This window comes from Candidatus Nitrospira bockiana (assembly GCF_965152565.1).
In genome coordinates, this window is record NZ_OZ224215.1 from 1,969,840 (window position 1) to 1,982,195 (window position 12,356).

The window sequence follows — 12,356 nt, forward strand, 5'->3', positions numbered from 1 at the left end:
GGTTGGGCTTCGAGCCTTTTTCAGCATCCGGTTGAGGGGGATCATGCAGAACAGCGTACAGGGCGTCCGCCTGTCACCCCAGCAGAAACGACTCTGGTCCCTCCAGTCGGGAGGCACGATGCACACGGCGCAGTGCCTGATCCGGGTGGAAGGACCGCTTCGGCCCGAGGCGTTCAAGGACGCGCTCGGCCGTGTGGTTGCACGCCATGAGATCTTCCGCACGACCTTCCAGCGTGAGCCCGGTCTCAAGACGCCGTTCCAAGTCGTCGAGGAGCCGGGCTCGCCGTGTTGGGTCTTCATCGATCTGACCGGCCAGGAGTCCTCCGAACAGGAGACCGCCGTGGAGCGCCTGTGGCGGGAGCAGTGGCTCCGACCGTTTGATCTCACCCACGGCCCGCTGCTCCGGGCACACCTGCTCGCGCTCGGCCCGGAGCGGCATGCGCTGCTGTTCACCCTGCCGGCCCTGTGCGCCGATGCACGGACGCTTCGAAACCTGGCCGACGACATGGCGCACGCCTATGCGGCCGGACTGGAGCCGGGTGGGGAGGGCGACGAGCCCGTTCAGTATGCCCAGTTTTCCGAATGGCAGCACGAGCTGCTCGCCGAGGTCGAGGCGGAGCGCGGGAGGCAGTACTGGCGGGAGCAGCGGCTCGCCGCGATCCCTCCAGCCGCGCTGCCCTTCCATTCCCGAACAGGTGCGGACCCGGCACGGACGTCGATGGAGCCCGCGACCGTCCAGATCGAGCCGAGCATCGGCCGGCGGCTCCTCGAGGTCGCGTCGGATTGCGGCACCTCCCTCGAGACGGTGCTGCTTGCCGCCTCGGCGGTTCACCTGTGGAGGCTGTGCGGGCTAAAGGAGTTCACGCTCGCGACCCTCTGCGACGGGCGGAAGTACGAGGAACTGCAGGGCGCGATGGGATTGCTGGCGAAGTGGGTGCCCCTCCCCTGTCGTATCCAGGCTTCCGACCCGTTCGTGACGCTGGTCTCTCGGGTGCACGCCGCCCTGAAGGAGGCGATCCTCTGGCAGGAATACTTCATCTGGGATGAAGAGGCGCGAGCTCCGAAGATAAGCGATCAGATCGGGTTCGAGTTCCACGTCGAGCCGCCCGCGATCCCTGCCGGCGGAGTCCGCTTCGCCGTCGAGCGGTCGGCGGCCTCGTTCGAGAACCTGAAGCTGCGGTTGTCCTGTCGCCAGCGGGGGGCCTCGCTGATCGTCCTGGTGCAGGATGACGCCGGAGCTTTCCCCAGGGAGGTGGTGGAACGCCTCGCGGCTCAATACGCCTCGCTTCTCGACAGCATCGGCCGGGAGGCGTCCGCGCGCGTCTCCGACCTGGAGCTGCTCGGTCCGGCCGAGCGGCATCAATTGCTGGTGTTGAACAATCGCACGCACCGAGCCTTCCCGGAGCGGCGGCGCCTTCAGGAGCTCTTCGAAGCGCACGCGGTGCATCGTCCGGGTGCGATCGCGGTTGTGTGCGAGGACCGGGCGCTGACCTATGCCGAGTTGGACGTCAAGGCCAATCAAGTGGCCCACGCGCTGCAGCGGTCAGGGGCGGGACCCGGCAGTCTGATTGGTCTGTGCCTGGAGCGGTCGGTCGAGATGATCGTGGGCATGCTGGGCATCTTGAAGGGCGGAGCGGCCTACGTTCCGCTCGATCCCCAGGCCCCCAGGGCACGGCGGTCTTCTCAACTCGAGCAGGCGCGCCTTCCGATCTTGATCACCCAAGAACCGTTGCTGGCGCAGCTCGCCGACTATTCGGGCAGGCTGATCTGTCTCGACCGAGACGCACGTACATTGGACGCGGAGCCGATGACCGCTCCCCCCTGCCCGGCCGATCCACTGGATCTCGCCTATGTGATCTATACGTCCGGCTCGACCGGCGTACCGAAAGGCGTCGCGGTCACCCACCGGAACGTGGTGAACTATACGGACGGTCTGTGTCACATGCTCCAACTCGAAGAGGGGTGGCACTTTGCGACCGTCTCGACTTTGGCGGCGGACCTTGGCAACACCGCCATCTTTGCCGCGCTGGCTTCCGGCGGCTGCGTTCACGTGATCACGTACGAGACGGCGACCGACGGCGGGCGTTTCGCCGCCTACCGCGCGCGGCACCCGCTGGACGTTCTCAAGATCGTGCCCTCCCACCTGAGCGCACTGTTGACTGGAGTCGACGGCAGGGAGGTGCTGCCCCGAAAGTATCTGATCCTGGGCGGCGAGATGCTGCCCGTGTCGCTCGTGGCTCGCATCCGGGCGTTGGCTCCCGGCTGCGCCGTCGTCAATCACTACGGGCCGACCGAGACCACGATCGGGTCGCTGACGTGCAGGGTCGACGGTGAGGTCGGCGACGCGGACTCTCTGGCCGCCCCGATCGGACGCCCGATCGCGAATACCGAGGCATACATCCTCGACGAGGCCATGAGGCCGGTGCCCGCCGGCGTCGCCGGAGAGCTGTACATCGGCGGGGCGGGCGTCTCGAGGGGATACCTCGAGCAGCCCGCGCAGACGGCCGAGCGGTTTCTCCCCAATCCCTTCGGAGGCGCCGGCTCGCGTCTCTATCGCACCGGCGACGTGGCCCGATACCGGCCCGAGGGGACGATCGAGTGCCTGGGCCGTGTCGATCACCAGATCAAGCTTCGCGGGTACCGGATCGAGCCCGGCGAGATCGAGGCGCGGTTGTTGGAGCATCCGCACGTGCGTGAGGCCGTCGTGATCCCGCGCGATGAGGGAGCGGCCGGCCGGCACCTGGTCGCCTATCTCGTGACCGACCGGGTCGCGCCGGAGGCCGGTGTCCTCCGCGCGTTCCTCAAGGACAAGCTGCCGGACTATATGATCCCCAGTGTCTTCGTCGTCCTCGAGTCGCTCCCGCTCACGCCGAACGGCAAGGTGGATCGACGAGCGCTGCCGGACCCGGGCAGGGAGAAGCCGGAACGGGCGTACGTGCCCCCCCGCACGCCGACCGAGGCCGCCGTGGCACAGATCTGGACCGAGTTGCTTCGGCTCGAGCGGGTGGGTGCGGACGACAGTTTCTTCGACCTCGGTGGGCATTCCCTGTTGGCCATTCAGCTCCTGCACCGCATCCAGAAATCTCTTGGAGTCAGCCTCTCACTCACCGCGGTCTTCGAGGCTCCGACGCTTGCAGGACTTGCCGAAAAGGTCGAGCAGGGAAAAGCCGGCGCGTCGATCATCGTCCCTCTCCGCGCGGGCGGGGCTCGGCCGCCGGTGTTCTGTTTCGATCCGACGGGCAGCCACGTCTCGGCCTACCGCGGTCTCGCCGAGTCGCTGCGCTCCGATCGACCGGTCTACGGCGTCGAGCTGCGGGTTCCGTCGGCCCCTCCCGAGACACTGGTCGCGGCCATCGCAAAGGAACAGGTGGCCGTGATCCGGTCGTATCAACCCGAAGGGCCTTATCAGCTGGTGGGCTGGTCCCTGGGGGGCGTGTTTGCGCTGGCGGCGGCGCATGCTCTCCAACAACAAGGGCAGACCGTCGGCTTTCTTGGAATCCTAGACACGCAGGCTCGCTTGCAGCTCTACGGAACCGAGGAGGAGCCGGACCCGCTGGCCGAGCTCGCGGAGTATGTTCATCTCGACCGCAGAAAGGAAGTGCTCTCACTGCCCGAGCAGGACCGCCGAGCGCTCCTTGATGGGCTTGTGGGTCTGGACAAGGATGAGCGAGTCAAGGCCGTGATTCGCTGGGCGCAAGCGCGCGGCCTGCTCGCCGACGACGCCCCTGCCGAAGCCTTCGTGCTGCGCTATGCCTTGTTGAGGAATGCGGCGGACTTCATGCGAGCGGGGCTCGCGCCTTGCCTGCGAGCACCGATCCATGTCTGGTGGGGCAGCGAGACGTTACGGCAGTATGGGCACGCTCCCATTGACTGGGAACGCTATACCTCCGGGTCGGTCCATGCCGAAGTGGTCGCCGGCGATCATATGGAAGTGGTGAACAGCCGGCGGGTCATTGAGCGGATCGGAAAGCTCCTCGCGTGACCAGCTTCCGACGCCCAGCCGCGTCAAGAGCATCCCGGTCAGGGGTACGGCCTCTTTTCAAGATTTCACGCCTGGCCGGCTCGCCGCCGGCGATGCCGGTAGCCCAAGGGGTACGCGACGAAGAAGTACAGAAGGAAGTGGAACAGCCTCATGGGGTCCCTCGCTGCTTCCAGGTAGGTCCGGAAGATGAGAATCGCGTGAGACCCGCATTAAAACCGGCTAACCGAGGTTAGCCGGTTTGCAGTCCGGCTTAGGCGGGCGTTCTGGCGGCGGATCGGAGACCGGCGCCCACTTTGTCCTTCATGACCACCGAGCGGCGATTCGAGAGAATCGTCGGGTCCAAGACCTCGCCGCAACTCAGACAGCGCCAGCCCGGAACGGTCAAGTACGTACCGTTGTGGTCATGAAGGTCTTGCCGAATCATGACCCCTTTGCAACGCGGACAATCCATGATGAAACCTCCTATAACAGTGGAAGAAATCGAAAGGGGGGCATTATCCACGATGCGGAGGCAGCCGGCAAGGAGAAAATACGGGTATTTGTACAAGGCCGGATGGAGAGAAGCCTAGGGCCGATCGGCCCCCCATGGGTCGGCGCCATGGCTGGCTCGGAGAAGAGAACGAAAATTTTCCTGGATTGTCGAAGTCTTGAAAAAGTCTTTGGAAATTCGACCTCCGGTGGTCAGCTCAACGGCACCGGCTCCGGCTCAGGAGGAGGCGGGAGCGCCGAGGGGATCGTGTCATCCCGCACGCACACCCACCAGGATTCCACGCCGGCGGAGACCAGGGCGCAGTCGCCCGGAACGAACGGCGGGGCGATCGCGACCATTCCATTCGGCCGGATGGTCAACCGTTCGGCCTCTTCGATCACGTGCCCCTGGCCGTCCCTCGCCCGTCGTTTGATCGTGTGAATCGGCCGGTCCTGATCGCTCGGATCCTTGAGCGCAAGCCCGGTGACCGCCTTTTCAGAGACGGTCGCAATCAGCCGTTCTCCGTCCTTGGCGTAGATGGTATGGCTGCCGTCGGGCAGCCGGGACAGATCGACGGTGACGGGTACCGCCGGCTGCATCTTGACCGGAGCCACGTGCGGGTCGGGCCGCGTGCTGCAGGCCGCGACGGCGACGATGGCGGCGGCCACGAATAGGGGTGCGAGAAGTGCGTCCTTCATGGTCTGCTCCTGTGCAGGTGGAACCTCCCTTCATCCTATGAGGAGCAGGACGTAGTCGCAATTACGACCAACCACTAAAGAATAGGGGGCAGGACGTGTGGGCACGGCGGCGCGGTCAGCGGGCTGCGGCGGCGGGAGCGGCCGGCTTCGGGGCGCCGAAGAGGGTCGTCGCCGAGGCATCGGTGATCGTCACGGACACGAGGTCGCCGGGAGCCACGGGACGAGCCGATTTTTCCCAGACGACGGTGATGCCGCCGTCCGTCCGCCCCATCCATTGGGCCGACGAGCGCTTGGCATCGCCCTCGACGAGCACGGTGAACGTCCGTCCGATGACGGCTCGGTTCTTCTCGAGCGAGATCCGCTTCTGGAGATCGACCAGACGGCTGACGCGCGCCGCTTTGACGGCGTCGGGGACGTCGTCCGGATACTTGCGCTCGGCGATCGTGTGCTTTCGTTCGGAGTACTTGAAGACGAAGGCCGCATGATACCCGACGTCCTGCACCATTCGGTAGGTGTCCTGAAACTCGTCGGCGGTCTCGCTCGAGAACCCGCAGATGAGATCGGTGCTCAGCACGATGTCCGGGCAGCGGCGACGGACGGCCTCGACCAGCCGGAGATAGTCGGCGCTCGTATAGGTGCGATTCATCAACTGCAGGATCCGGTCGTTACCGGCTTGCAGCGGCAGGTGGAGCTGCTTGCACACCCGGGGGTGACCGGCGATCGCGTCCAGCAAGGCCGGCGGGAAATCCTTGGGATGCGGGGACGTGAAGCGCACCCGCGCGATGCCCGGCACATCGGCCACCCGTGTGATCAGCCGCGCGAAGTCCCAGCCGCCGTGGCGGTAGGAGTTCACGTTCTGCCCGAGCAGCGTCACTTGCTTGTAGCCGCACGCGGCGAGCTGTTCGGCTTCCCGGATGATGCCTTCCGGGTCGCGGCTGCGCTCGCGCCCGCGCGTGTAGGGCACGACGCAGAAGGTGCAGAAGTTGTCGCAGCCGCGCATGACGGCGATCCAGCCGTTCACCCCCGGCTCGCGGGCGGGAAGGAGATCGGCGTAGGTCTCGTATTCCGACAGGTCGACGGCGGCGCCTTTTTTCGCCGTGCCTTGCTCATGGCCGATGATCGCTTGCCGGAGCAGCAGGGGCAGGCGGCGATAGGCATCGGGACCGGCGAGCACGTCGACGACCGAGACCGTGTCCATCAGCTCCTGTTTGAGGTTCTGCGCCATGCAGCCGAGCACGCCCACGACCAGGTTCCGCCGACGCTTGAGCGACTTCAGCTCGGCCAAGTGCCCGTAGACCTTGTTGTGCGCGTTCTCCCGGATGGCGCAGGTGTTCATCAGGACGACGTCGGCCTGCTCGCGGTCGTCCGTGAAGGCGAAGCCGTCCGCCTTGAGCAGCGCGCGGACCAACTCGGTGTCATACTCGTTCATTTGACAGCCGAAGGTTTCGATGTGGACGCGGTAGGCGCCGCCGGATGGGACACCGGTCGGGGTGCCGGCAGGTTCGTGCGGCGAAGGCCCCGACGCGGCTCGCGGATCGATCATGGTCAATTCGCGGCTCATACCAGGTGCCCCACCGCCAGCCCGTCCATCACCCCCGTGATCATCACCGGCTCGAGTTGATTGTGGAGATCCTCGCCGGCCGAGACGGCGACCCTGACGTACTGTTCCGTCAAGCCCGTCCATCGGCCCGTCTCGTCCCGGCTCTCGAACAGCACGGTCGCCGTGGAGCCCGCCCAGCGCTCGTAGAAGGCGAACCGCTTCGCGCGTGCGGCTTCGGCCAGGTGCCGGCTGCGCCGGCGGATCACGCGGTCGGGCACCGCCGCGGTGAGGCGGGCCGCAGCCGTCCCCGGGCGGCGGGAAAAGCTGAAGACGTGGAAGTAGGCGAACGGGAGATCCTGGACGAACGCGACCGTGTTGGCAAACGCCCGCTCGTCCTCCCCCGGAAAGCCGACCATCACGTCGCCGCCCAAGGCAAGATCCGGCATCCGGGCCATCGCCGCCTCGATCAAGGTCCGATAGTCGGCGGCGGTATAGCGCCGATTCATCGCCTCCAGGATGCGGTCGTCGCCGCTCTGGAGGGGGATATGCAGGTGCCGGCAGATCTTCTTCGAGGCGGCCAGGTGGTCGAGCAGGTCGAGCGAGATCGTCGTCGGCTCGATCGAGGAGATCCGGAGGCGGTCGACGCCGGGGATGGCTTCGAGCCGTCGGAGGAGGTCGAGCAGGTCGCGTCCCTGCTGTCGATACCGGCCGATGTTCACGCCCGTGAGGATCAGCTCCCGGTGCCCCAAGGCCGCCAACGCTTCCGCCTCCCGGACGGCGTCGTCGAATGCGCGGCTCCGTTCGTGTCCGCGCGCGAACGGGATCAGGCAGAACGAGCACATGAAGCTGCAGCCGTCTTGGATCTTGAGGGTGGCGCGCGTCGTCGGGTGCTCCCCGACGCCCGGCATGACGAAGTCGTCCCGGTCGATGGTCCGCGTGTGCAGGACCTCGGGCGCCGGCTGCTTGCGCAGGGCGTGAGGCGTCGGCAAATAGTCGGGGAGCCGCATCTTGAATTGCGCGCCCACGATGAGGTCGATGCCCGGAATCCGCCGCAACGCCTGGGCCCCGGTCTGGGCGTAGCAGCCGGTGACCGCGACGAACGCGTGAGGCGAATGCTTCAACGTCCGGCGGATCTCGTACCGGCACTCGCGCTCGGCGTTCTCCGTCACGGAACAGGTGTTCACGACGAGCAGGTCGGTTGGTTCGCCGTACTCCACGAGCTCGTAGCCCTGCCCCTTCAAGCGGTCGGCGAGCGCGGCGCTCTCCGCCTGGTTCAAGCGACAGCCCAACGTGCACAAGGTCGCGCGCATGGGCGGCATTATAAGAAACGGTCCGCCGCCGTCGCAAGCGAACGTGCGCGGGACATGCCTTCGCTGTACGACCCGGTGATGTAACGTTGTGTGTGTAAAAGAAGAAGGGTGTAAGCTGGGTCGCTGTCCAGGCAAACCCATTCTCCAACAACGGAGGGCTTACACCCATGAGCACGCTAGCACCGTGGACCGAGCAGTTTCAACATTTCATGAGCGACGTCCGCGAGCAGTTCTGGGGCGATCTGCATCGCCACACCCGGGAGGTGTGGCAACGCAGCCTGGAGCGACTCTCGGTCGAGGCGCGGGATCGGTATCTGGGGGTGCGGGAGTATGAGCGGGACGCGAGCCGGCCGGATTATCGCAACGGCTTCTATGAACGAGAGGTCGTGACGGTGTTCGGGACGCTCCGCGTCCGCGTGGCCCGGACGCGGCGACAGGCGTTCCTGCCGCGGGGGCTCCAGCGCCTGCAGCGGCGTGCGCCGGAGGTGACCCTGCTCATCCGCGAAGCGTTCTTACGCGGGATCAGCACGCGGCCCGCGGGGCGCCTCATCGCGTTGCTCACGGAGGAGCCGGTCAGTGCCCAAACGGTCTCGCGCCTCAGTCGGGCGTTGGACCACGCCGTGGCCCAGTTTCATCAGGCGCCCCTGACCGACGACTGGCGCTATCTGTTTCTGGACGGGGTGAGCCTGCGCGTCCGACGCCCCAGCGGCCGCAAGCGCGTCCAGCTGTTAGTCGCCTACGGCATCCGGGCCGATGGGACCCGGCAGTTGCTGGCGTTTACCCGGAGCCGGGGCGAGAGCCAAGCAGCGTGGGAGGGCTTATTGCAGGATCTCTACCGGCGCGGCCTGGAGGGCCGGCACCTGCAACTCGTCGTGACGGATGGCTGTCCGGGGTTAGCGGCCGCCGTGCAGACCGTCTACCCCAGGGTCCCGCATCAGCGGTGTTGGGTGCATAAGCTGCGCAACGTACTCGGGCGTGTCCGGCGCCGGGATCATGCGGCCGTCAAGGCCGCCGTGCAGGCGATCTATCAGGCCCCCAATCGGCGGGAGGCGGAGGCCGCCGCCCGCACGTTCGCTCGGCACTGGCAGGCCGCGTATCCGACCGTGGTCGCGCGGGTGCTGGCGGATCTGCCCGAGTTGTTGGCGTTCTTCAGTTGTCCTCCGCGACTGCGGCGCAAGCTGCGCACCACCAATGCCATCGAACGCTGCTTCGTGGAAGTGCGTCGGCGGACGCGCCCGATGGTCTGCTTTGTCAATGTCCAGAGTGTGGAGCGGATTATTTACTCGATCTTCAACCGGTTTAATTTGCAGTGGCGTCAGCACACCCTTCAGGAATTTACACAAGCGGCTTGACATCACCGTACGACCCGGCCCGATTGACACGTTTTGGCAACACCGATATGATTCGCCGAAATAGCGTGCGAGGTGTCACATGCGCCAACGTCTGGTCGTCCTCCTCGTCGTGGCGTCCCTGACCGCAGTCCTGCCGTCCTTCAGCCTTTCCAGAGAATCTTTGCCGACCGAGCCCGATGAAAACACGCGGGTCGACGAGCAGTACGATCACGAAGCCCGCATGTTCTACATGCTCTTCTCGCTGAAGGGCGACGGCGAGGTGGATTACGTGACCGCGCGCATGGTCCAGGACTACTCGCGCAGCGTCTACGGGAACCCCGTCTACTACACCGAACGCTACCCGCTCTTCTATTGGTGGAACCACACGATGTGGAACGATCCCGAGATGGACGGGGTCAACGGGAACGAGCGGGTCTACCAGGAGAACATTGACTTCGACGTCACCCGATTCAAGCCCTGCCTGTTCAACGGGCAGCGCTGCTGACGGGTTCGCGCGTACGGATTCCCGGCGCGTTCGAGTTCCTCCCGCCCGATTTCTTTCACTTCGTGGTCCCACACGCCCCCGGTGGGTGTGCCGGGTATTGGCACGAGCTGATCGCTCAAGGGCCGGGGCATCGTGAAGCTGGCTGAGCCGCTGGCGGCCCTCGGCAACCGCCGCACGGCGGTGATGCTGCCGTTGGGCTTCGCGTCCGGGCTGCCGCTCGCGCTCACCGCCGGGACGCTCCAAGCCTGGCTCACGGTCGCGGAGGTCGATCTCCGCACCATCGGGATCTTCACGCTCGTCGGGCTTCCGTACACGCTCAAGTTCCTCTGGGCCCCCCTGATGGACCGTTTCGTCCCGCCGTGGCTGGGGCGGCGGCGCGGGTGGATGCTCGCGGCGCAGCTCGCCCTGTTCGCGGGGATCGCGGCGATGGCGTCGGTCGATCCCGCGCGGGCGCCGGTCCTGCTGGCCGCCCTGGCCGTCGCCGTCGCCGTCACGTCGGCCTCACAGGACATTGTGTTCGACGCCTACCGGACCGACGTGCTGAAGCCGAAGGAGCGGGGGTTCGGCGCCGCCGTGTCCGTCACCGGCTATCGCGTCGCCATGCTCGTCTCGGGAGCCGGCGCGCTGATCGTCGCCGGCCATCTGGGCTGGTCCCAGACCTACTTCTTGATCGGCTCGCTCATGCTCATCGGCGTCGGCGCCACGCTCTTGAGCCCCGAGCCCGAGATACCGGTCAACCCCCCGGCGACGCTCGGCGAAGCCCTGTACGGCCCCATCCGCGAGTTCTTCTCGCGCGAGCCGGCCGTCGTGCTGCTGTTGCTGATCGTCCTCTACAAACTGGGCGATGCCTTTGCCGGGTCGCTCACGACCGCCTTCTTGATCCGAGGCATGGGGTTCGATGCGGCCGACGTCGGCCTCGTGAACAAGGGGATGGGGATGGGGGCCACGATCCTAGGGGCGCTCGCCGGCGGGACCCTGATGGTTCGGCTGGGACTGTTCCGCGCGCTGCTCGTGTTCGGTGTGCTCCAGGCGTTGTCGAATCTCGCGTTCATGCTGCTCGCCGGGGTCGGGAAGAGCTATGCGGTGATGGTCGCGGCGGTGGCGTTCGAGAACCTGTCGGGTGGGATGGGGACGGCCGCGTTCGTCGCGCTGATGATGTCGCTCTGCGACCACCGGTACACCGCGACGCAGTACGCCCTGCTGTCCGCGATGGCGGCGGTGGGGCGGGTGCTGGTCGGCCCGCCCTCGGGCTATCTCGTGGAGTCGGTGGGGTGGGTGGCCTTCTTCTTCATCACGTTCCTCGCCGCCCTCCCCGGGCTCGGCCTGCTGTGGTATCTCCGCGACCAGGTGAGCCGGCCGGCGACGGCGGCGGCCGTGGAGCCCAAGCTCCAGGGCGAGCCGGCCGTGTAGAGGTATAGAGTAATTGGTAATGGAGTAAGTGAGTCATTGAGGAGAGTGATGGCAGCACTCGGTCAATGACTCACTGGACCTAATGACTCAATTACTCACTTACTCAATTACTGACTTACTCTCATTGAATGCCCAGGCTAGGTCTTCAGCCGCCGTTGCATCGCGAGGACGAAGAGCATCAGCGCCGGGAGCGGGGCGAAGAGAAAGGGCACCACCCAGATGGCCACATTCTTCCCGCGGACGCGGGCTTGATCGTACATCCACACGCCGACCCAAATGACGAGCCCCGCGTAGTTCAGCAAGATCCAGCGGGTCGTATGCATCTTGAGCGCGCTCACGTCGCTCGCGGTCCCTTCGAAGAAAAACACGCCGAGCATGAGCGTGAATGCCGCCAGCAGTCCTATCACGAGCCGCTTGCTCCAGACGTACATGCGTCCTCCTTCACATGAACACAGCGTGCGCGGAACATAGGCGACCCGGCGCGGATTGTCAAACGAGGCGCACGCGGCGCCCGTGCGGCGGCGGGCGGGCCGAAGCCCGATGACGAACGCCCGGCTGCTGGGGCTCGTCCTGGTCCTGGCCGTGTGCGTCGGGCTCGCGGCCACGAATCCGACGACCGAACAGTACGGCCTGTTCCTCGAGCAGGTCCTCGAAGAGGCGCTGAGCCGCATGGGCGGGCACGAGGGCGAGCGGCAGGCCGTCATTCGGGAGATCCTGAAAACCCAGGGGCACAAGATCATCGCCTCATTGATCCGCACCCGCACCGGACGGCGCAACTACGGCCTCTTCAGCATCTTCGAGACCCGGGTCGGCGATGTCGAGGTCGTCGTCATCGGGGTGGGGAGACATTTCATTCCCCGCGACGACCCCCAGGAACTGGCCAAAAAGCTCGGCCGACTCGTTCTCTGATTCCCAGCAAAGGGGCCTCGCCGCCCCCGGAATCTGTTGATAACCCGCTCCTGATTTCACGCCTCTCCGCTCCAGATGCGACGATTTTCTTATCCACAGCATTTCCACGCCGACCACCATATTTAGTGTTGACAAACCTCTTGAATCCCTATATCTAGTCGTTCCGCGGTCGCTTCGTTCTGTAACGCCAGCTGATTTTTTC

At 65.8% G+C, this 12,356-nt stretch carries 10 protein-coding genes; 5 read left to right on the top strand and 5 right to left on the bottom strand.

Annotated features, from left to right (window positions below):
- The first annotated feature begins 43 nt into the window (after positions 1-43).
- The gene (locus ACWHYV_RS09705; protein ID WP_447980436.1) at positions 44-3,982 is read left to right on the top strand and encodes a non-ribosomal peptide synthetase; all 3,939 of its coding nucleotides are present in this window, start codon (positions 44-46) and stop codon (positions 3,980-3,982) included.
- A 250-nt stretch (positions 3,983-4,232) separates the two neighbouring features.
- Here the strand turns inward: ACWHYV_RS09705 and ACWHYV_RS09710 are convergent, their stop codons facing one another.
- The 4 genes from ACWHYV_RS09710 to mtaB form a co-directional block, all read right to left on the bottom strand.
- Positions 4,233-4,433, bottom strand: a complete 201-nt coding sequence (locus tag ACWHYV_RS09710) for a hypothetical protein (protein ID WP_447980437.1) — start codon at positions 4,431-4,433, stop codon at positions 4,233-4,235.
- Between the two features lie 230 nt (positions 4,434-4,663).
- Positions 4,664-5,149: a hypothetical protein gene (locus ACWHYV_RS09715; protein ID WP_447980438.1), complete on the bottom strand. Its 486-nt coding sequence runs from the start codon at positions 5,147-5,149 to the stop codon at positions 4,664-4,666.
- Between the two features lie 115 nt (positions 5,150-5,264).
- On the bottom strand, positions 5,265-6,578 hold the full coding sequence (miaB, locus tag ACWHYV_RS09720) for a tRNA (N6-isopentenyl adenosine(37)-C2)-methylthiotransferase MiaB (protein WP_447980711.1): 1,314 nt from the start codon (positions 6,576-6,578) through the stop codon (positions 5,265-5,267).
- Between the two features lie 128 nt (positions 6,579-6,706).
- Positions 6,707-7,999 carry a tRNA (N(6)-L-threonylcarbamoyladenosine(37)-C(2))-methylthiotransferase MtaB gene (gene mtaB, locus ACWHYV_RS09725; RefSeq protein ID WP_447980439.1) on the bottom strand — a complete coding sequence of 431 codons (1,293 nt, stop codon included), beginning with the start codon at positions 7,997-7,999 and terminating at the stop codon, positions 6,707-6,709.
- A gap of 167 nt (positions 8,000-8,166) precedes the next feature.
- Between mtaB and ACWHYV_RS09730 the strand changes: the two genes are divergently transcribed.
- The 3 genes from ACWHYV_RS09730 (at position 8,167) to ACWHYV_RS09740 (ending at position 11,245) form a co-directional block, all read left to right on the top strand.
- Entirely contained in the window at positions 8,167-9,351 is a 1,185-nt protein-coding gene (locus tag ACWHYV_RS09730; RefSeq protein WP_447977236.1) for an IS256 family transposase, read from the top strand.
- Positions 9,352-9,430: 79 nt separating this feature from the next.
- On the top strand, positions 9,431-9,835 hold the full coding sequence (locus ACWHYV_RS09735) for a hypothetical protein (protein WP_447980440.1): 405 nt from the start codon (positions 9,431-9,433) through the stop codon (positions 9,833-9,835).
- Between the two features lie 132 nt (positions 9,836-9,967).
- Complete coding sequence (locus tag ACWHYV_RS09740) at positions 9,968-11,245, top strand: AmpG family muropeptide MFS transporter (RefSeq protein ID WP_447980441.1); 1,278 nt, start codon at positions 9,968-9,970, stop codon at positions 11,243-11,245.
- A 137-nt stretch (positions 11,246-11,382) separates the two neighbouring features.
- Here ACWHYV_RS09740 and ACWHYV_RS09745 read toward each other — a convergent pair whose 3' ends face one another.
- Positions 11,383-11,676 (bottom strand): hypothetical protein, encoded by a 294-nt coding sequence (locus tag ACWHYV_RS09745; protein WP_447980442.1) that lies wholly within the window; start codon positions 11,674-11,676, stop codon positions 11,383-11,385.
- 109 nt (positions 11,677-11,785) lie between these two features.
- Between ACWHYV_RS09745 and ACWHYV_RS09750 the strand changes: the two genes are divergently transcribed.
- Entirely contained in the window at positions 11,786-12,154 is a 369-nt protein-coding gene (locus ACWHYV_RS09750; RefSeq protein WP_447980443.1) for a DUF4359 domain-containing protein, read from the top strand.
- Positions 12,155-12,356: the final 202 nt, after the last annotated feature.